The sequence below is a fragment of the Achromobacter sp. RT286_PF genome, from assembly GCF_059760425.1.
The window spans coordinates 95,537-114,063 of the sequence record NZ_JCBAMR010000005.1; the positions used below are offsets into that span (position 1 = coordinate 95,537).

The following is an 18,527-nucleotide window of genomic DNA, read 5'->3' on the forward strand; positions in this document are numbered from 1 at the left end:
CGTCGCAGCCTGTCCCGCGTCGCGGCCCGTACCCTTACGCCGGCAACGGCGCTTCAAGAATCGCCCCGGTCGCGGATTCCGTCATGACGACGGCGCCGCCATCGGGGCGTATTGCTACATTGGTCACCGTGCTGCCGGCAATCGGGCTTTTCAAGAAGTGGGTGACTTCACCCCCCGCGTTCAGCACGAAGACGCCGCCCAGGCTGGCATGCGCCACCAGCAAGCCACCCGCTGGCGTGCTGGCCAACCCGTCAGGCCCGCTGGTGCCGAAGAAGGTGCGAAACGCCCCCATCTTCGATAACGAGCCATCGCGCATCAACGGGCCGCGCCATACCTGGTTGGCACGGGTCACGGCCACGAACAGCACCTGTTCATTCGCGTCCAGCGCAATCCCGTTCGGGCTGGGTGCATTGGCCAGCAGCAGGTCCAGGCGGCCGCTGGCCGGGTCATAGCGATACACGCGGCCATGCGGATCGTGCAACCCCGTCTGCCCCTGGTCGGTAAAGTACAGCCGGCCGACGCGGTCAAACACCAGATCATTCACGCCCTTGAAGGATTCGCTGTTGCGCTCGCCCAGCACGGTGTCGACCTGGCCCGTGGCCGGGTCGCATCGCAAAATGCCAAGCCGGTAATCGGCCACCCACAGGCTGCCGTCGCGATGGCGCGCCAGGCCGTTGGGCCAGCCGCCCGTTTCGGCCACCACGCACCAATCGTTGTCGCCATCCACGCGCAGGATGCGGCCATGTGGAATATCCGTTACGTACAACCCGCCGTCGGCGTCGAACACCGGCCCCTCAAGAAAGCAATCCACAATATGCCCCGCCTTGTTGGCGTCGGCCCACGCGCTGCGCCGAGGCAGCCGTAACGCGGCGGGCATGGCGGCGATAACGCGCGCTTCGATCACCACCGGCGGCGCGAAGTTCAGATTCCACATGCTGTCTTCCCCTTGTCCGCATTATTCGGGCTTGATACCCACGCGTTTGCCCACGTCGGCCCACAAGCGCACCTGGTCCTGCACATAGGCACCAAATTGCGCCACGGGCAGGGACCGATGCCGGGCGCCTTGCCGCGCCATGTTTTCCTGCATGGCCGGCTCGCTCATCACCTGAGTCACCAGCTGGTTCATCTTGTTGACGATGGCCGGCGGCGTGCCTTTAGGCGCGGCCAGGCCAAACCAGTTCAGCACTTGATACGACGGCAGCCCCGCCTGCGCGAAGGTCGGCACGTCCGGCAACGCCGCCAGCCGCGTGGCGCCCGTAACGGCCAACGCGCGCACCCGGCCGCCCTGCACCGGCGGGATGGCCGTGGGCGCGGCCGTGATCAACAGGTCGATCTGCCCGGCCATCAGGTCGGACAACGCCGCGCCCGCGCCGCGATACGGAATGTGGGTCAGCGACACCTGCGCTTCGCTCTTGAACATCTCGGCGGCCAGGTGGGTAGAGCTGGCCTGCCCGCCCGACCCGTAGTTCAGCGTGCCGGGTGCTTTGCGGGCCTGCGCGATCAACGCGTCCATCGTTTTGTACGGGGACTTCTCGGGAACCAGCAGCACCAAGGGCGTTTCGATGATTTCACTGACGTGGACAAGGTCGTTCTGATAATCCCAAGGCAGCTTGGAAAACAGCAGCGGCAGCATCGTGTACGTGGTGTCGGTGACCAGGAACGTGCTGCCGTCGGGCGCGGACCGCGCCACTTCCTGCGTGGCAATGGTTCCCGACGCCCCGGTCTTGTTGTCCACGATGAAGGTCTTGCCGGTGGCCTCGGACAGCTTCTGCGCCACCTGCCGCGCGGCGTAGTCCGTCGTGCCGCCCGGGGAATAAGGAACGACCAGGCGCACGGGCTTGTCGGGCCAGTTGGCGGCGTCGTCGGCCGCGTGCGCCGGCACCCAGGCCAGCGCCGCCGCAACGGCGAGCAGCGCGCGGCGCACGGCGGCGCTGCGCGTGAAAAGCGTAGTCATAATGTTGTCTCCTGTTGGCTTCTGTGGCCCCGCGTCCGCATCACGCCGCGGTCTGGATGTTGGCTTCGCGGATCAAGCGCGCCCACTTCTGTTGTTCGTCCAGGATGTATTGCTGCGCGGACTGGGGCGAGCCGCCCATCGGCTTGCTGCCTTCGGCCGTGAACATGGCGATGGTGGCGGGGTCGGCCAGCACCTTTTCCACGACGCCATTGACCTGGGCAATGATCTCGGGCGGCGTGCCGGCCGGGGCCACCAGCGCCTTCCAGTCCACGGCCTCGAAGCCGTCGAAGCCGGATTCGGCCACGGTCGGCACGTCGGGCAGGATGGACAGGCGTTCGCGCGACGTAACCGCCAAGGGGCGCAGCACCTTGCCTTTCAGCATTTCCTGCGCGGCTTGCGGCGTGGCGAACATGTAGTCGGTGTTCTCGCCCAGCAGGTCGTTCAGCGCCGGCGCCGCGCCTCGGTACGGCACGTTCAGCACCTGGAATTTGGCCTGATACGCCAACAGCTCGCCCGCCAGGTGGCCCACGGTGCCCGAACCGGCCAGCGCCTGCTTGATGTTGCCGGGCTGCGCGCGCGCTTCCTTGACCAGATCGGCCAGCGTGTTCCAGCGCGCGTTGGCCTTCACGACCAGCACCACCGGCAAGGACGCCACCATCGCGACCGCCGCGAAATCCTTGGCGGCATCGAAGGGCATCTTGGCCATCAGCGCCGGGTTGATCGCCAGGTTGGCGGTTTGGCCCAGGCCCAGCATGAAGCCGTCCGGGCGCGTCTTGGCCACGTAGTCCATGCCAATATTGCCGCCCGCGCCCGGGCGGTTTTCCACCACCACGGACCAGCCGGCGGCCCCCGTGATCTTGGCCGCGATGGCGCGCGCCACGGAATCGGTGCCGCCACCCGGCGTGTACGGAACAATCAGCCGGATGGGCCGGCCGTCGGGATAGGCGGACGCGGCATGCAGCCGCAGCGGCAGCGCGGCCGCGCAAAGCGTTGCGCCCAAAAACGAGCGTCGGGTCAGCGTGATCATGATGGTTAGTCTCCTTCTGTTATGCGCCTTGCCTTCAAGGCCGCGATCTCGTCGTCGCGATAGCCCACCGCCCGCAACAGCGCGTCGGTGTGTTCGCCCACAGCCGGCGGCTGCAAGCGGATGGGGGGTTGCCGCCCGTCCAGCGTCAAAGGGGCCAGCGGCACGAAGCTCTCGCGCCCGTCGGGCAGCGTGATGGGCGCCAGCCCGCCGGTGGCGTTCAGGTGCGGGTCGTCAAACAGCTGCTCGGGCCGCGTAATGGGCGCAAAGGGCAAGCCTTCTGCTTCAAAGCGCGCGGCCAGCGCCGCCGCGCTATGGCCAGCCAGATGCGAACGCAGCAAGGGCATGAGCCATTCGCGGGCGCGTACGCGGTCGTTATTGCTGACCAGGCGCGGGTCCGACAACCATTCCTCCAGGCCAAAGGCGCGGCAGAAAATGTCCCACTGTTTGTCGCTGACCACGGCCAGGAAAATCTGCTCGCCGTCCTTGACGGTGAACACGTCGTAGACCGCCCACGCGGAAATGCGGGTGGGCATCGGCGCGGGCGCGCGGCCCGTCATGGCGTACTGCATCATGTGCTGGCCAACCAGGAACACGTTGTTCTCGAACAGCGAGGCCTGCACTTCGGTGCCCACGCCCGTGTGCTCGCGCTGGGCCAGCGCCGCCATGGCGCCCATTGCGCCGAACATGCCGCCCATGATGTCGTTCACGCTGGAACCCGCGCGCAGCGGGTCGCCGGCGCGGCCGGTCATGTAGGCCAGCCCGCCCATCATCTGCACCACTTCGTCCAACGCCGTGCGGTTGTCGTAAGGGCCGGGCAAAAAGCCCTTGTGGCTGACGTAGATCAGCCGGGGGTTGCGCGCTTTCAGCGTGGCGTAGTCCAGGCCCAGTTTTTGCATCACGCCCGCCTTGAAGTTCTCGCTGACGATGTCGGCGGTGTCGATCAGGCGTAATGCGGCTTCTACGCCTTCGGGCTGTTTCAGATCCAGCGCGATGCTTTTCTTGTTGCGGTTGAACATGGGAAAGAAGCCCGCGCCCGATCCCAGCAGGCGGCGCGTGGTGTCGCCGCCTATCGGTTCGACCTTGATGACTTCCGCGCCCAGATCCGCCAGCAGCATGCCGCAGGTCGGCCCCATCACCATGTGGGTGAATTCGACGACGCGGATGCCTTCGTACGGAAGGCGGGACGTTGCACGGCTAGTCATGGGTGATGCACCTTGATTGCGAAAAGGGATGAACGGATGGCCTCAGCGAGCCTGAACAAAGCCCAGGGGCAAGCCCGCGTCGGGCGTCATGCCGTAGAGCGGTTCGCCGGGCAGGCCGGCGGCCAGCGGCTGGCGCGCCGCGATGATTTTTTCCAGGTCGATGCCGGTGCGCACGCCCATGGCCTCGAACATGAAGACGAGGTCTTCCGTGACGACATTGCCCGACGCGCCGGGCGCGTAGGGGCAGCCGCCCAAGCCACCCAGCGAACTGTCGAACGTGCGCACGCCTTCGTCCCACGCCGCCAGGCAATTGGCCAGGCCCAGGCCGCGCGTGTTGTGCATGTGCGCGGCGCCGGCCTTGGCGCCAAGTTCCGCGCGCAAGCGGCGGAACAACCGGCGCACCTGCGCCGGGTTGGCATGGCCGACGGTGTCCGACAAACCCGATTCATCGGCGCCCGCCGCCACGCACATCGCGGCCAGGCGGATGACCTCGTCTTCCGGCACCAGGCCTTGCAGGGTGCAACCGAACGCGGTAGAGATGCCGGCCTCAAGCTTGACCGCGGGCGCAAGTTCGTCGCGCAGCGCGGCAATGGCGCGCACTTGCTCGACCATTTCTTCGGGGGTCTTGCGCACGTTGGCCAGCGAATGCGCGCGGCTGGCCGATACCGGCATGGTCAGCTTGTGCACGCCGGCCCGCAACGCGGCCTCGGCGCCGCGCAGGTTAGGCACCAGGGCCATCACCGTCAGGCCGGGGATACGCGCGGCGTACGCCACGACTTCGGCGGCGTCCGCCATTTGCGGCAGCAAGCGCGCGGGCACGAACGAAGCCACTTCGATTTCACGCACGCCGGCGGCAACCAGCGCGTCGATCCAGCGGAATTTGTCCTCGGTCGCCATCGTGGTCGACACGGACTGCAAGCCGTCTCGCGGGCCTACCTCGCTGATCAGCACGTGCCCGTCGTGGGGGCTGGAATCCGACATGACGATGTCTCCTCGTGGTTTTATATGTTCTATCTTATAGAATGACGTTCTTTCTTGTGGAATTAAAGACGATGCGAAAAAAGCTGTCAAGCGGGTTGCCGGGTAGAAATCACGACGGGCCGGGGACGCGGCACGTTGCCGCACCGCGCTGTGCCTACAATGGCGGCGCCTGTCGTTCTAAAGGATGGAATATGCCGATCGCCCTTCCCTCTGCCGTGCCGCATAGCCCGGCCATCACCTCGCAGGTTCGCCATGCCGCGTAAAGCCGCAACCGAATCCGTTGCCGATGCCGACGCCGCTGCCGGTGGCGTGGCGGCGGTAGACCGCGCGCTGAGCCTGATGGCCGTGTTCACGCCCAGCGATCGCACGCTGTCCTTGGGCGAGCTGGCCGAACGCACCCGCCTGTACAAAAGCACGGTCTTGCGCCTGCTGGCCTCGCTGGAACACGCGCAATGGATACAGCGCCTGGACGATGGCCGCTATGCGCTGGGACCCGAAGTGGCGCGTTTGCATGGGATCTATTCGGCGTCGTTTTCCCTTGAACATGTGGTGGTGCCGGTGTTGCGCGACCTGGTAGCGGCAACCGGCGAAAGCGCGGCGTATCACGTACGCCAAGGCGATGCGCGCCTGTGCCTGTATCGCGTGGACTCGCCTCACCCGGTGCGCGACCACATCCGCGCGGGCGATTTGCTGCCGCTGGAACGGGGCAGCGGCGGGCGCGTGTTGACGGCGTTCGACGACATCCTGGGCAACGCGCCAGGCCCCGAACAAGCGCTGTACGCGCGCATCCGCAAGGACGGTTATTTCGCCGCAACGGGCGACCGCCTGAACGAAGTGGCGGGCATCTCGGCGCCCGTGTTCCTGCTGTCGGGCGGCATCGCGGCGGCCGTCACGCTGACCGCGCCCGCGCACCGCTACAACCCCGATCACCTTAGCCATGTGCTGAACGCCGCGCGCCGCCTGACGGGCCGCGTGGGCTGAAGGCCAAAGCGCCCGCCACGCGCCATTGCCCGCCGCTTGATCCTGCGCAAGGCGACCCGTCATGCCTTGCTCTAGCCTCTGTCCACTTGACCAGAGCAAAGGCTTTAAACATGACGTGGTTCAAATCACTCAAACTCGCCGGCCGCGAACTGCTGCCCATCGTGCAGGGCGGCATGGGCGTCGGCGTGTCCGCGCATCGGCTGGCGGGAGCCGTCGCCGCCCAGAATGCGGTGGGCACCATCGCCAGCATCGATTTGCGCCACCACCATCCCGATCTGCTTGAGCAGACAGACAAGTGCAATGACCGCGACTTGATCGACCGCGTCAACCTGCTGGCGCTGGACCGCGAAGTGCGCGCCGCGCTCGACGCCGCCCAGGGCCGGGGCGTGGTGGCGGTGAACGTCATGAAGGCCGTGCGCGGCCACCCGGCGCTAGTGCGGCAGGCCTGCGAAAGCGGTGCGCAGGCCATCGTGATGGGCGCGGGCTTACCCATGGACCTGCCGGAAATGACGGCCGACTTTCCGAACGTGGCCTTGGTGCCGATTCTGTCGGAGTCACGTGGCGTGGCCGTCGTGCTGAAAAAATGGATGAAGAAAGGCCGCATGGCCGACGCCGTGGTAATCGAGCATCCCGGCTACGCGGGCGGCCATCTGGGCGCGGCGCGGCTGGACGATATCCACGACGAACGCTTTGATTTCCAGCGCGTGCTGGCCGAATGCCACACGCTTTTCGACGAACTGCAACTGGGGCAAGACGCGCCCAAGCTGATCGTGGCCGGTGGCGTGGGCAGCCACGACCAGGTGCGCCATTGGCTGGCGCACGGGGCCGACGGCGTGCAGGTAGGCACCGCGTTTGCCGTCACGCACGAGGGCGATGCGCACGAGAATTTCAAACGCGTACTGATTGATGCCGACCCCACCCAGCTGGCCGAATTCACCAGCGTGGCCGGCCTGCCCGCGCGCGCCGTGGCCACGCCGTGGTTGACACGCTATCTGCGGCAAGAAAAAACGCTGCAAGCCGGCACGCGCTGCGATCCACGCCGTTGCAGCCAGCGCATGGACTGCCTGACGCAGTGCGGCCTGCGCGATGGCCTGTCCCGCTTTGGGCAATTCTGCATCGACCTGAAGCTGGCCGCCGCGCTACGCGGCGAAGTCAGCCGTGGGTTGTTCTTCAGGGGGGCATCCAAGCTGCCCTTCGGCAGCGCGATGCGGTCGGTGCGCGAGCTGATGGACTATCTGCTGCACGGGCAGATGCCGGCAGCGGCGTAGGCCGCTGATTCAATGGCGCGCGTCTAGGGGCATCGGGGCCTGCCCCTATCGCGCCGCCGACAGATCAAACTGAAACACCGCGCCCGGCTCCGGGCGTTCCACCAGCCGGATCTCGCTTTGGTGCAGTTGCAGGATGCGCTGCACGATTACCAACCCCAAGCCGCCGCCATCGCGCGGCCCGCGGTTCAGCGCCGAGGCGCGCGTAAACAAGCCCGTGCGCAGTTCTTCCGGTATGCCCTGGCCCGTATCGCTGACCTGCACCTGCACCCGGTTCTGCGCCACGCCCAGCTGCAAATCGATGCGGCTGCCCGGCGGGCTGTGCCGGATGGCGTTGTCCAGCAGGTTGGTCAGCACGCGTTCGATCAGCCCCAGGTCCGCCCGCACCAGCGGCAGTGCCTGCGGAATGTCGGTGCTTAGCTGTTGCTGGCGCGCCTCGGCGGCAAGCTCAAACTTTTGCATGACGTCCTGCACCAGCTCCGGCAAGGAAAACGTTTCTGGCTCCAGCCGCACCAGCCCGGACTCCAGCCGCGCCAGTTCGAAGAGCTCTTGCGCCAGACGCCCCACCTTGCGGCTTTGCCCCAGCGCGATGTCCAGATAGCGGCGCCGTTCGCCGGGGTTCAGGGTGTCTTCTTTCAGGCGCAGCGTTTCCAGATAACCATGCAGCGACGTCAGCGGCGTGCGCAGGTCATGCGAGATATTGGCCACCAGATCGCGCCGCTGCTGGTCCTGCCGCGTCAGTTCGCGCCATTGGTCGGAAATGCGTCGACCCATCTGCACAAAGCTGCGGCGCAACACCGAGATCTCGTCCTGGCTGGTGTCGGTGTCATCGCCCGGGCGGCCCAGGGCGGCCAGCGCCTTGCCGTCATCGCCCTCGAATGCGCGTACCGCTCGCGTCAACTCGCGCAGTGGCCGCGTGATCAGCGCAAACGCCGTCAAGCCCGCCACCAGCCCCAGCAAGGCCACCAGCGCAATCGACCACAACGTGGTGCGCAACACGGAACTACGCGACACCGCCATCGCCAGCGCGTCGTGCGCCTGCCCTTGCAGCACCACGTAAACGTAGCCTTTTTCCTGCCCGCCCACGCGCACGGGCGCGGCGCTGAACACCTTTTGGCCGTCCTGGCTGCGCGGGTCGTCGCCCACGATCGGCAGCATGCCGCCCGCCAGCAGATGCTTGACCGGGCCCAAGTCCACCTGCGCGCGCTTGATCTGGCCGGCCGGCGCGGCATCGCCCACGATGCGCCCGTCGTTGGACAGCAGATAGACCTCCACGGCCGGGTTCACCGCCATCAGCATGTCGAACAGCGAACGCACGGCGTCGGGCTTCCAGCCGTTGGCATCCATCAATTCCGTGGTGCCCGCGATGTGTTGCGCCAGCCCGCTGGACAGGCGCTGCACCACCTCTTGTTCATAGCGGGAGTTGGCGGCGATCTGCAACCACGCCGATGCGCCGCAGCACGCCAGCAGCAGCATCGCGAACACGGCGGACAGGCGTTGGGTCAAGGTAAATCGTTTCATGTCGGGCCTCCGGCAGCGCCCGGTTCGGCGGCGAATTTATAGCCCCGACCCCACACCGTCAGGATGCGGCGGGGGTCGGACGGGTCGGCTTCGATTTTCGTGCGCAGCCGGTTGATATGCGTGTTGACCGTGTGTTCGTAGCCTTCGTGCTGATAGCCCCACACGTGGTTCAGCAGGTCCATCCTGGAAAACACCTTGTCGGGATGGCGCGCAAAGAAATGCAGCAGGTCGAATTCGCGCGGCGTCAGGTCCAGCCGGCGGTCGTCCACGTCCACCGTGCGCGCAATCGGGTCAATGGACACCCCGTGCACCGCCAGGCTGCCGGCGTCGATGCGCGCATTGCGTTCGATGGCGCTGCTTCGGCGCAGCAAGGCCCGCACGCGCGCCACCAGTTCCAGCATTGAAAACGGCTTGGCCAAATAGTCGTCGGCGCCCAGCTCCAGGCCCAAGATGCGATGCACCTCGGACGACCGGGCGCTGGTGATGATGATGGGGGTGTAGCGCGCCATGGCCCGCGCGCGCTTGCAGATTTCCAGACCGTCGATGCCGGGCAGCATCAGGTCCAGTACCAGCGCGTCCCAGTTGCCCTCTTCCAGGCGACGCATGCCGTCGTTACCGTCGGCGGCGTGTTCCACCTCGTAGCCTTCGTCGCGCAGGTGCAGGCGCAGCAATTCGGCAATGTGGGCGTCGTCTTCAACAATCAACACGCGGCGGGGGGTGTCCATGGGCGGCTCGGGGGTAGGAATACCGCCATTGTCGCCAATCCACGGGCGGCCAGTTATCACAATTTTTTTAAGTTTGCGTGAGGACTTCGATATCGGCCTGGGACAAGAATGGCTCCAACGACAGCACCCCGCCCCCGGAGACCCGCCATGATGGCAAGCCCCGCCCCCCACATTTCCCCCGCCGCCCGGCCTCCCGGCGTCATCCACCCCGGCTGGCTGCGCATCATGCACTGGCTCAATGCCCTGGCGGTGGTGTTGATGGTCATGAGCGGATGGCGCATTTATAACGCCGCCCCGTTCTTCGACTTTGCCTTTCCCAACAACATCACCCTGGGCGGCTGGCTGGGCGGCGCGCTGCAATGGCACTTTGCCGGCATGTGGCTGCTGTTTTTCAACGGGCTGCTGTACCTGACGCTGAACCTGGCCACCGGCCGGTTGCGGCGCAAATTCTTCCCCGTCAGCCCGCGCGGCGTCGCCACGGACCTGAACGCGGCCTTGCACGGCAAGCTGTCCCACGGCGACCTGCGCCACTACAACCAGGTGCAAAAGCTGGCCTACCTGTTCGTCATGGTCGATATCGCCGTGCTGGTCTTGTCCGGCCTGGTGCTGTGGAAGTCCGTGCAGTTCAGCGTGCTGCGCGACTTGATGGGCGGCTATGAATTCGCGCGCCGCATCCACTTTGTCGCCATGGCCCTGCTGGTGGCGTTCGTGGCGGTGCATCTGGTGATGGTGGCGCTGGTGCCCCGTAGCCTGGTCGCGATGATCCGCGGCAAATAAGGAGCCCGACATGAGCCAAAAGAAACGCTTGTCGCTGCTGGGCCTGGACGGCGCGGCCATTCTGAAAGAAGCCAGGAATCTGCTTGCCCGGCGCGTCGAGCAGCCGTCGCGCCGCGCATTCCTGCGCAACAGCCTGACCCTGGGTGGCGTGGCGATGCTGTCCGGGTGTTCGCTGTCCGACGACGAAAACGTGGAAAAGGCGCTGACATCGGTGTCACGCTTCAACGACCGCGTACAGGGCTGGTTGTTCGACCCGAACAAGCTGGCGCCCACCTATCCGGAATCCATGATTACGCGGCCGTTTCCCTTCAACGCGTACTACGGCATCGACGAAGTGCGCCACGTGCAAGAGGAATCGTACCGCCTGGAAGTGACCGGCATGGTGGCCGACAAGCGCCAATGGCGCCTGGAAGAACTGCGCGCCATGGCACAGGTGGACCAGGTAACGCGCCACATTTGCGTGGAAGGCTGGAGCGCCATCGGCAAATGGGGCGGCGTGCCCTTCTCAACCTTTCTGAAACGCGTCGGCGCGGACCTGACGGCCAAGTACGTTGGCTTCAAATGCGCGGACGACTACTACACCAGCATCGACATGCCCACGGCGCTGCACCCGCAGACCATCCTGGCGCTGACCTATGACGGCAAGACGTTGCCCCCCGAGTACGGCTTCCCCATGAAGCTGCGCATGCCTACCAAGCTTGGCTACAAGAACCCCAAGCATATACAGGCCATTTTCGTCACCAACACCTACCCAGGCGGTTACTGGGAGGACCAGGGCTACAACTGGTTCGGCGGAAGCTAGGTGAAATTCCTGTCTTACCCCCTCCATCAAAGGAACGCATCATGAAGAAAATCACCACCGCCGCTTTCTCCCTGTGCCTGGCATTTGGCGCCGTCGCCGCGCACGCCGCCGACACCATGGGCAAGGACAGCATGAGCAAAGACGGCATGAGCAAGAGCTCGATGTCCAAGGACGGCATGGCCAAGGATGGCATGGCCAAAGACGGGATGGCCAAGGATGGCATGGCCAAGGACGGCATGGCGAAAGACGGCATGTCCAAGGATGGGATGGCCAAGGACGGCATGGCGAAAGACGGCATGGCCAAAGATGGCATGTCGCACGACGGCATGAAGAAGGATTCGATGTCCAAGGACGGAATGAGCAAGTAAGCGCAGCAAGCCGCACGCGCGCGGGCCGCCCGATCGGCCCGCGCCCGGCATGCCGCATTGTTGACGGAGCCACGCCATGACTTTGAACCGCAGACACTTCCTGACGCTGGGCGGCGCCGCCGCGCTTGCCGCGGGTCTGGCCCCCTGGCTGACCCCGCGTAACGCCTCGGCCGGCCCGGCCGCCGCTGCCTCCTTTCCCTACGCGTTGACCGACGAGCAATGGCGCGCCCGGTTGACGCCCGCGCAATACCAGGTGTTGCGCCGCGAGGGCACCGAACGCCCCTACACCAGCCCGTTGAACGACGAACACCGCACCGGCACGTTTTCGTGCGCCGGCTGCGAGCAGCACCTGTTCTCGTCCAGCACCAAATTCGACAGCCGCACCGGCTGGCCCAGCTTCTGGCAGCCACTGCCCAACGCCGTGGGCGAAACGCGCGACACCGGCTTCGGCATGGTCCGCACCGCCGTGCACTGCGCCAACTGCGGCGGGCACCTGGGCCACGTCTTTGATGACGGCCCCCGCCCCACCGGCCTGCGGTACTGCATGAACGGGGTCGCCATGACCTTTGCCGCACAGGGCTGAGGCGCGAAGCCGCTACCCCTTTCTTTCAGGAATCCTCTGACCATGAACTTCCAAGCCAAAAAATTCTGCGCCGCCCTCGCTGCCGCGTGCGGCCTGCTGGCAGCGGGCGCGGGTGCGTCCCGCGCCGCTGAAACCGCGTTCATCATCCCCGCCCCGTCTGTCGACGACGCCCAGGCCGCCGCCGCGCAAGAAAAAGCCGTCATCGCCGGCGGCTGCTTCTGGGGCGTGCAGGCCGTGTTCCAGCATGTCAAAGGCGTCAGCAACGCCGTCTCGGGCTACGCCGGCGGCAAGGCCGACACGGCCAACTACGACACCGTCAGCGGCGGCCGCTCGGGCCACGCCGAAGCCGTCGAGATCACCTACGACCCCAAGCAGGTCAGCTACGGGCAGCTGCTGCAAATCTACTTTTCCGTCGCCCACGACCCCACGCAACTGAACCGCCAGGGCCCCGACCGTGGCACGCAATATCGCTCCACGGTGTTCCCGGCGAATGACGGGCAGCGCAAGGTGGCCGAAGCCTATATCGCGCAGCTGAACAAGACCGGCGTGTATTCCAAGCCATTGGCCACCACCGTGGAACCGTTGCAAGCGTTCTACCCGGCCGAGGGCTATCACCAGGATTACCTGGTGCGTAATCCGAACAGCATGTACATCGTGATCAACGACGTGCCCAAGGTGGAAAATCTGGCGAAGACGTTCCCGGAAAAATATCGCGACAAGCCGGTGCTGGTGGGCGCGAACGGCAAGTAAGCCTGGCCGAAGATCTGAGCGCGGGCGCGCTGCCATGGGTCGGTGGTGGCGCGCAGCCCCGCGTGCATTCTGCGTGCGTCAATCGAAACCGATTCGCCTGGCCGCATTCTTGAACAGGGCTTGCGTGTCGGGCGTCAGGCGGAACGCGTCCAGGAAACTTGAGATGCCATAGGCGGGATTCGCCTTGTGTATCGTCGCCACAAACGCCAGCGCCTCGTCCTGCCTGTCGGCCAGTGCCAGGCAGTGCGCGGCGATAGCCAGGATGTGCACGTGAGCGTTGGGACGCATGGCCGCCTTGACCGCCCAGTCGGCGGCCTCGGCGACCCGGCCCAACCGCACCAAAGCCAGCGCGCGAACCGCCAGCATGCCGAACATCAAGGGATCGAAGGGGCTCAGATGGCGCGAATGATCGGCAGAGCCAATCGCCGCCTGCGCGTCGCCGGATTGGCAATGGACAAAACCCAAGGTGTAGTGGCCCAACGCAAAGTTCGGGCTCAGGTCCACGGCGCGCTGCAATTCCGACAATGACGGCTCCTGGCTGCCGCGCAGCCACAGCGCCCGACCCATGGCCCAATGCGCAGCGGGGTCCCGGTCGTCGGCGATCAGGCTCTGGCCGGCCGCTTTGTACGCGAGATCGACCGACGAGTTTTGCTCGCCCCAACGTTGGAATGCGTCCTGCCAATGCGTGAACGACAGCCCGGCGTACGCCCGCGAATACGTGGGATCCAGCCGCAGCGCCAACTCGAAGAAATGCCTTGCCCGCGCGTTATCCGCCCGGTTGAACCGGTACATGTGCCACAGGCCGCGATGATGGGCCGACCAGGCGTCCAGCGAATTCGGCGGCGTAAGGATGGCGCGCTCGCGCTCGGCGGATTCAATTTCGATGTCGACCGAGGCGACGATCCGGTTGCCGATGTCGTCCAGCGCCACAAAGGCGTCGTCCATCGGGTGATCGAACGTTTCCGCCCACACGATGCGCGCGGTGCGCGCCTCGACCAGCGCCACGTCAACGACGATCCGCTTGGCGTGCCGTCGCAGCAAGCCGCTGACCACGAAGTCCACATTCAGCGTCCGCCCGGCCTCTTCAGGCCCCACGCTGCGCTGATCCAGGGCAAACACGGTTCCCTGCGCAATGACGAACAGGCTACGCAGCTTTGCCAATCGCGTGATGATGTCGTAAGCCAGGCCATCGCCCAGGCCGCCCCGCACCCCGCCAGGTGCTGACGCGTCCGCGAACGGCATCACGGCAATCGAGGCGCGACCGGTGTGATCCTTGCTGCCTTCTGCCTGCTCGGCAAGCACCGCCCTGCCCAAGCCAGCCGGCGGTTCAGGCGGGTCGGATGGCGCCCGCCCCAATTGCCGCCTCAATTGGCTCCACGCATCGCGCAACGGTCGCCAGTCCAGCCCTTCGTCTTCAAACGCGCGAATCGCGGCGGCCACGTGTTCTTCGCCTTCGCGAAGCTGCTTTCGCGCGCTGAGCGATTGCAGCATCAGCATGTGCGCGTGGCGATCGAACGGCGCCAGGCGCAACCATTTGTCCAGGCAGTCGTAGCGCTCTTCAGAGCCGTCCGGCAGCAGCGCCGCCAAATGTTCCAACACCGCGGCCTGGCATGCCCTGAACCGCCGCCGCTGCGCCACCAGCCAGCTATCGAACATCGGGCAGGACCGGATGTGCAGCCCCTCCAGGAATTCTCCGACGAACAGCGCCGCCATCGCGCGCAACGGTTCCACACCCACGTTGCCGATGCCCTGCCGCATCGCCTCTTCAATGTCGACCACATCCACGTGGCAGTCGTGCAGGTCCAGCGTCACGCTGTCTTGCGCGGCCTGCACGCGGCGTTGGTCCGCGTCGTCCAGCAACGGGCGGGCCTTGCTGAGGCACCAACGAAGCTCGCCGCGCGGATCGTTCGGCAGGTCCCAGAGCAGTTCGCACAGATATGCCCGGGACACCGGGTGCGTGGCCAGCGCCAGGTATGCCACCAGCGCGCGCAGCTTGCGCGATGGCGGCAGCGGCAGGGCCGCGCCCGCGCGGCGGATCGCCATCGGCCCCAGCAGCTGGATATGAATGGCGCCGCTCTGGGGAATACCCTCCCCCCCGGTCGACGCGAATTCCACGCCGGCTACCACGTTGGCCTCCACGCGCCCGCTCTACGGTTGAGACCCGATCGCGCGCTACCCGAATAGCCTTTCGTCCGCGCATCGGCACCGCGTCGGCGATATCCGCCCACGCCTTCACCTTGTGTCAATGGAGTCCAGCTATGTCCCCAACCGATATTGCCGCTGTTCCTCTTGCGCCGGCTGCCGCGCCGCCCGATCTGGCTGCCGTAAAAACCCGCCAGCAAGCCACCTGGTCTTGCGGTGACTACGCCGTGGTCGGCACCACGCTTCAGATCGTCGGCGAACAACTGTGCGAGGCGATGGATGTGCGCGCCGGGCAAAAGGTGCTTGATGTGGCGGCCGGTAACGGCAATGCGTCGCTGGCGGCGGCGCGGCGTTGGTGCGAGGTCGTCGCCACCGACTATGTGCCCGCGCTGTTGAGCCGAGCCCGCGAACGCGCCGCCGCCGAACGGCTGAAGATCGAGTTTCAGGAAGCCGACGCCGAAGCCCTGCCTTTCGCGCCCGGCAGCTTCGACGCCGTCATGTCCACCTTCGGCGTAATGTTCACGGCCGACCAGGACAAGGCCGCCGCCGAATTGGTGCGTGTCTGCCGCGCAGGCGGCAAAATCGGCATGGCCAACTGGACGCCGGAGGGCTTCGTGGGCCAGATTTTCAAGACGATCGGCAAGCACGTCCCCCCGCCGGCCGGCGTCAAATCGCCCGCGCTGTGGGGCACCCGCGCGCGTATCGACGAGATGTTCGGCGCACATGCCAAGGCGATCCAGGCGGAACCGCGCCATTTCGTTTTCCGGTATCGCTCGCCGGCGCACTGGCTGCAAGTCTTCAAAAGCTATTACGGCCCGGTCCTCAAGGCGTTTTCCATACTGGAGCCCGCCGCGCAAGCCGCCCTGGAAAGCGACCTGATAGCGCAAATAGACCGGTTCAATCGCTCTGGCGATGCCGGGGTGGTGGTGCCCAGTGAATACCTGGAAATCGTGATCACCCGTCAGTGACGGGGACACTGCCCGCAGCCCCGTGGCGCAGGGACTAGCCGGGCGGACAGCAAGCAGATGGTCCATGGCGCGACGCCTTCCTTCCCATCCGCGTGGCGGGCAGACGGGGCGATGCGAAGCATGTGGCATGCAAAGCTGGCGCGCGGGCTTGCCGCCCGCCGCCAGGCCGGTGCTGGTCCTTCGCCTGAAATCATACGCCTGCCCGCGCGCCTGCTGGTTCTATGTGCCCGCTGTTATCCGGCACAGAGTGCCGCTGCGATCACTCGCGCTTGCGCTGCTTTGCGCTGGCCTCGAACTCGGCCGACAAACGCAGCTGCTCTTGCTCGTAGTCGTCCAGGCTGCCGCGGTAGCCGTCCAGATACAGATCCTGCCGGGCCTTGTCCATCGCCGTTGACGTCGCGGCCTGCCTGACGAAGTTTGCAAGCTGCGTACGCACGGGTTCGGGAATACCGCTGCGCACCGCCACGCTGTAGCTGCTGTGAAACACCATGTCGGGCACGCCAAGCTCGGCAAACGTCTTCACGCCCGGCAGATGGCTTACGCTGCCCGGCCGCCCGGTGTAGGCCAGCACCTTGACGTGCGGATTGTCCTTGACGCTTTGCGTGGTGCCGATCGTGGTGAAGTAGCCGTCGATCTGGCCGCCGAGGATGGCCGTCAGCCCTTCGGCCCCGCCCTTGAAGGGAATCGGGCGGTATTGCGTGCCCAGGCTTGCTGCCAGCCTGGCCGCCAAGGTGGAATAGGTGCCGATGCCCAGGTCCGCAATGCCGATATCCATTTCGCGATTCACGCCTTTCAGGTCCTGAAGCGAGTTCCAGCCGCGGTCGGCCGGCACGATGAAGGCGTAGCTGCTTTGGGCCAGCGGGGCCAGGATGTCGAAGTCCGAAAATTCGTATCCCGCGCCGGGCGTCGTCAGCTTCGCGCTGTAGAAACCTTCGGCATGCACCAGCAAGGTGTAGCCGTCGGCGGGCCGGTTCTTGACGGCCATGATGCCGATGGCCGAGCCGGCGCCCGGCCGGTTTTCCACCACCACGGTCTGCCCCATGATTGCCCCGAGTTGCTGGGCGAACGCGCGCGAGATGGCGTCCGTAGCGGCCCCCGGCGGATACGGGACCACAAGCCGCACGGGCTTGTCCGGATACGCCGTTTGCGCGGCGGCCGAAAAGGAAAACAGTGCGCTGAACACCGCGCCTGTCAGCAGCAGACGGCGGCGAATGGTGAAAGGCATGGCTTGCTCTTTTTCAGTTGTCCCCGCGAAAGTGTATCGAGCCGCCGCGCGTTCCATTCCGCCAAAATCTGAAGATGTCTTCTGCAAAAAATGCAGCACGCCGGCACCGCGCGCCGCCATCGGCCATGCCCATCACTCCTTCGATTCATGCAGTTCTGATCTGCGCCCGGAGCTATAGCCAAGCCGGTTCAGCTACCTAGAATTTAGAGCTCCAGATAACTCAAAAGTGAATTGAAAAATCAATTCAAACATTCCGGAGACAAGCCATGACCCACCCCCTTCCCGCCCGACGGGCCATCCTGCTGGGCGGCGTGCTGATAGGCCTGGGCGTCAATGCCCTGGCCGCCCCCAGCGCTTGGCCCGACCGCCCCATTCGCCTGGTCGTCGCCGGTTCGCCCGGCGCGGGTGGCGACATTTTTGCCCGCCTGATCGCCGCCCCCTTGTCCAAGACGCTTGGGCAGCCCATCGTCGTGGAATCCAAGCCCGGCGCCAACGGCATGATTGCGTGCGACGCAGTGGCCAAGGCGGCGCCCGACGGCTACACCTTGCTGCTGGCGCCCTCGTCCGCCATCTTGCTGAACCCGGTGGTGCTGCCCTCGCTGCCTTACGACCCGGACAAAGACCTGCTGCCCATTGCGCAGGTCGGCGCCGCGGGCATCCTGCTGGTCGCCAACCCCAGCATGGGGTTCAAGAACCTGGCGGACATGGTCGCGTATGCCAAGGCCAACCCCGGCAAGTTGGCGTACGGTTCGTGGGGCACAGGCTCATCTGGCAACCTGGCCATGGAAGGCATCAAGGCGCACTACGGCCTGGACATGCCGCACATTCCGTACAAGCAGCTGGTCACGGAAAGCACCGACCTGATCGCCAACACCATCAGCGTCGGCTTCATGGACATCGCCTCGCCGATTCCGTTCATGCGTAGCGGCAAATTGGTCGCGCTGGGCCAGACGGGTTCGCGGCGCTGGCCCGCCACGATGGACGTTCCCACACTGGCCGAGCAAGGCTACAACTTCGAAGCCGACGGCTGGTATGGCGTTTTTGCGCCAGCGGGCACGCCGCCCCAGATCATCGACCGGCTCAACACCGAGATCTATCGCGCGCAGCACGCCCCCGACGTCCGCGAAAAAATCGAAGGCCAGAACATGATCATCCCCGCGGATATCTCCGCCAAGGAATTCGCGGCATCGATCAAGCGCGACGCGGTCATCTGGCAAGGCCTGGCGCAAGTGGCCGACTTGAAGAACAAGTAGGCG

The 18,527-nt window shown here is 65.7% G+C and carries 18 protein-coding genes; 9 read left to right on the plus strand and 9 right to left on the minus strand.

Annotated elements, in window-relative coordinates:
* Positions 1–34: 34 nt before the first annotated feature.
* Genes AC6LJY_RS06640 through AC6LJY_RS06660 form a run of 5 tightly spaced genes read right to left on the minus strand, consistent with a single transcriptional unit; the run spans position 35 to position 5,164 of the window.
* On the minus strand, positions 35–934 hold the full coding sequence (locus AC6LJY_RS06640) for an SMP-30/gluconolactonase/LRE family protein (protein ID WP_498135551.1): 900 nt from the start codon (positions 932–934) through the stop codon (positions 35–37).
* Positions 935–955: 21 nt separating this feature from the next.
* Positions 956–1,954: a Bug family tripartite tricarboxylate transporter substrate binding protein gene (locus AC6LJY_RS06645; RefSeq protein WP_219990288.1), complete on the minus strand. Its 999-nt coding sequence runs from the start codon at positions 1,952–1,954 to the stop codon at positions 956–958.
* Positions 1,955–1,994: 40 nt separating this feature from the next.
* The gene (locus AC6LJY_RS06650; protein ID WP_046807351.1) at positions 1,995–2,981 is read right to left on the minus strand and encodes a Bug family tripartite tricarboxylate transporter substrate binding protein; all 987 of its coding nucleotides are present in this window, start codon (positions 2,979–2,981) and stop codon (positions 1,995–1,997) included.
* Positions 2,982–2,986: 5 nt separating this feature from the next.
* Positions 2,987–4,183 (minus strand): CaiB/BaiF CoA transferase family protein, encoded by a 1,197-nt coding sequence (locus tag AC6LJY_RS06655; protein ID WP_498135552.1) that lies wholly within the window; start codon positions 4,181–4,183, stop codon positions 2,987–2,989.
* A gap of 42 nt (positions 4,184–4,225) precedes the next feature.
* Positions 4,226–5,164 carry a hydroxymethylglutaryl-CoA lyase gene (locus AC6LJY_RS06660; protein WP_223264969.1) on the minus strand — a complete coding sequence of 313 codons (939 nt, stop codon included), beginning with the start codon at positions 5,162–5,164 and terminating at the stop codon, positions 4,226–4,228.
* A 252-nt stretch (positions 5,165–5,416) separates the two neighbouring features.
* Here AC6LJY_RS06660 and AC6LJY_RS06665 point away from each other — a divergent pair, with 252 nt between their 5' ends.
* Positions 5,417–6,145, plus strand: a complete 729-nt coding sequence (locus tag AC6LJY_RS06665; protein WP_498135553.1) for an IclR family transcriptional regulator — start codon at positions 5,417–5,419, stop codon at positions 6,143–6,145.
* A 110-nt stretch (positions 6,146–6,255) separates the two neighbouring features.
* Positions 6,256–7,413: an NAD(P)H-dependent flavin oxidoreductase gene (locus tag AC6LJY_RS06670; protein WP_498135554.1), complete on the plus strand. Its 1,158-nt coding sequence runs from the start codon at positions 6,256–6,258 to the stop codon at positions 7,411–7,413.
* Between the two features lie 45 nt (positions 7,414–7,458).
* Here the strand turns inward: AC6LJY_RS06670 and AC6LJY_RS06675 are convergent, their stop codons facing one another.
* Both AC6LJY_RS06675 and AC6LJY_RS06680 read right to left on the minus strand, forming a co-directional pair.
* Entirely contained in the window at positions 7,459–8,931 is a 1,473-nt protein-coding gene (locus AC6LJY_RS06675; protein ID WP_314355836.1) for a sensor histidine kinase, read from the minus strand.
* Positions 8,928–9,656, minus strand: coding sequence for a response regulator transcription factor (locus AC6LJY_RS06680; protein ID WP_046807345.1), 729 nt, complete (start codon positions 9,654–9,656; stop codon positions 8,928–8,930). Before AC6LJY_RS06680 ends, AC6LJY_RS06675 begins: the two co-directional genes overlap by 4 nt.
* Positions 9,657–9,803: 147 nt before the next feature.
* On the opposite strand from AC6LJY_RS06680, the gene AC6LJY_RS06685 reads away from it, so the two are divergent.
* The 5 genes from AC6LJY_RS06685 (at position 9,804) to msrA (ending at position 12,936) form a co-directional block, all read left to right on the plus strand.
* Complete coding sequence (locus AC6LJY_RS06685) at positions 9,804–10,433, plus strand: cytochrome b/b6 domain-containing protein (RefSeq protein ID WP_314355835.1); 630 nt, start codon at positions 9,804–9,806, stop codon at positions 10,431–10,433.
* 10 nt (positions 10,434–10,443) lie between these two features.
* Positions 10,444–11,235 carry a molybdopterin-binding protein gene (locus tag AC6LJY_RS06690; protein ID WP_046806329.1) on the plus strand — a complete coding sequence of 264 codons (792 nt, stop codon included), beginning with the start codon at positions 10,444–10,446 and terminating at the stop codon, positions 11,233–11,235.
* A gap of 41 nt (positions 11,236–11,276) precedes the next feature.
* Positions 11,277–11,603 carry a pentapeptide MXKDX repeat protein gene (locus AC6LJY_RS06695; protein WP_314355834.1) on the plus strand — a complete coding sequence of 109 codons (327 nt, stop codon included), beginning with the start codon at positions 11,277–11,279 and terminating at the stop codon, positions 11,601–11,603.
* A gap of 76 nt (positions 11,604–11,679) precedes the next feature.
* Positions 11,680–12,186 carry a peptide-methionine (R)-S-oxide reductase MsrB gene (msrB, locus tag AC6LJY_RS06700; protein WP_485857745.1) on the plus strand — a complete coding sequence of 169 codons (507 nt, stop codon included), beginning with the start codon at positions 11,680–11,682 and terminating at the stop codon, positions 12,184–12,186.
* 42 nt (positions 12,187–12,228) lie between these two features.
* Positions 12,229–12,936, plus strand: coding sequence for a peptide-methionine (S)-S-oxide reductase MsrA (gene msrA, locus AC6LJY_RS06705; RefSeq protein ID WP_314355832.1), 708 nt, complete (start codon positions 12,229–12,231; stop codon positions 12,934–12,936).
* A 78-nt stretch (positions 12,937–13,014) separates the two neighbouring features.
* Here msrA and AC6LJY_RS06710 read toward each other — a convergent pair whose 3' ends face one another.
* Positions 13,015–15,075: a transcriptional regulator gene (locus AC6LJY_RS06710; protein ID WP_498135555.1), complete on the minus strand. Its 2,061-nt coding sequence runs from the start codon at positions 15,073–15,075 to the stop codon at positions 13,015–13,017.
* A 119-nt stretch (positions 15,076–15,194) separates the two neighbouring features.
* Here AC6LJY_RS06710 and AC6LJY_RS06715 point away from each other — a divergent pair, with 119 nt between their 5' ends.
* On the plus strand, positions 15,195–16,046 hold the full coding sequence (locus AC6LJY_RS06715) for a class I SAM-dependent methyltransferase (RefSeq protein WP_104145238.1): 852 nt from the start codon (positions 15,195–15,197) through the stop codon (positions 16,044–16,046).
* Between the two features lie 259 nt (positions 16,047–16,305).
* Here the strand turns inward: AC6LJY_RS06715 and AC6LJY_RS06720 are convergent, their stop codons facing one another.
* Positions 16,306–17,271 carry a Bug family tripartite tricarboxylate transporter substrate binding protein gene (locus AC6LJY_RS06720; RefSeq protein ID WP_498135556.1) on the minus strand — a complete coding sequence of 322 codons (966 nt, stop codon included), beginning with the start codon at positions 17,269–17,271 and terminating at the stop codon, positions 16,306–16,308.
* A 266-nt stretch (positions 17,272–17,537) separates the two neighbouring features.
* On the opposite strand from AC6LJY_RS06720, the gene AC6LJY_RS06725 reads away from it, so the two are divergent.
* The gene (locus tag AC6LJY_RS06725) at positions 17,538–18,524 is read left to right on the plus strand and encodes a Bug family tripartite tricarboxylate transporter substrate binding protein (protein WP_498135557.1); all 987 of its coding nucleotides are present in this window, start codon (positions 17,538–17,540) and stop codon (positions 18,522–18,524) included.
* Positions 18,525–18,527 lie beyond the last annotated feature (3 nt).

What these genes read in the sequence shown, in the direction of transcription:
- msrA (WP_314355832.1), top strand. Translation starts at nt 12,229, where the DNA reads ATGAACTTCCAAGCCAAAAAATTCTGCGCCGCCCTCGCTGCCGCGTGC.
- AC6LJY_RS06690 (WP_046806329.1), top strand. Translation starts at nt 10,444, where the DNA reads ATGAGCCAAAAGAAACGCTTGTCGCTGCTGGGCCTGGACGGCGCGGCC.
- AC6LJY_RS06640 (WP_498135551.1), bottom strand. Translation starts at nt 934, where the DNA reads ATGTGGAATCTGAACTTCGCGCCGCCGGTGGTGATCGAAGCGCGCGTT.
- msrB (WP_485857745.1), top strand. Translation starts at nt 11,680, where the DNA reads ATGACTTTGAACCGCAGACACTTCCTGACGCTGGGCGGCGCCGCCGCG.
- AC6LJY_RS06715 (WP_104145238.1), top strand. Translation starts at nt 15,195, where the DNA reads ATGTCCCCAACCGATATTGCCGCTGTTCCTCTTGCGCCGGCTGCCGCG.
- AC6LJY_RS06725 (WP_498135557.1), top strand. Translation starts at nt 17,538, where the DNA reads ATGACCCACCCCCTTCCCGCCCGACGGGCCATCCTGCTGGGCGGCGTG.
- AC6LJY_RS06680 (WP_046807345.1), bottom strand. Translation starts at nt 9,656, where the DNA reads ATGGACACCCCCCGCCGCGTGTTGATTGTTGAAGACGACGCCCACATT.
- AC6LJY_RS06650 (WP_046807351.1), bottom strand. Translation starts at nt 2,981, where the DNA reads ATGATCACGCTGACCCGACGCTCGTTTTTGGGCGCAACGCTTTGCGCG.
- AC6LJY_RS06655 (WP_498135552.1), bottom strand. Translation starts at nt 4,183, where the DNA reads ATGACTAGCCGTGCAACGTCCCGCCTTCCGTACGAAGGCATCCGCGTC.
- AC6LJY_RS06675 (WP_314355836.1), bottom strand. Translation starts at nt 8,931, where the DNA reads ATGAAACGATTTACCTTGACCCAACGCCTGTCCGCCGTGTTCGCGATG.
- AC6LJY_RS06665 (WP_498135553.1), top strand. Translation starts at nt 5,417, where the DNA reads ATGCCGCGTAAAGCCGCAACCGAATCCGTTGCCGATGCCGACGCCGCT.
- AC6LJY_RS06645 (WP_219990288.1), bottom strand. Translation starts at nt 1,954, where the DNA reads ATGACTACGCTTTTCACGCGCAGCGCCGCCGTGCGCCGCGCGCTGCTC.
- AC6LJY_RS06720 (WP_498135556.1), bottom strand. Translation starts at nt 17,271, where the DNA reads ATGCCTTTCACCATTCGCCGCCGTCTGCTGCTGACAGGCGCGGTGTTC.
- AC6LJY_RS06685 (WP_314355835.1), top strand. Translation starts at nt 9,804, where the DNA reads ATGATGGCAAGCCCCGCCCCCCACATTTCCCCCGCCGCCCGGCCTCCC.
- AC6LJY_RS06670 (WP_498135554.1), top strand. Translation starts at nt 6,256, where the DNA reads ATGACGTGGTTCAAATCACTCAAACTCGCCGGCCGCGAACTGCTGCCC.
- AC6LJY_RS06660 (WP_223264969.1), bottom strand. Translation starts at nt 5,164, where the DNA reads ATGTCGGATTCCAGCCCCCACGACGGGCACGTGCTGATCAGCGAGGTA.
- AC6LJY_RS06695 (WP_314355834.1), top strand. Translation starts at nt 11,277, where the DNA reads ATGAAGAAAATCACCACCGCCGCTTTCTCCCTGTGCCTGGCATTTGGC.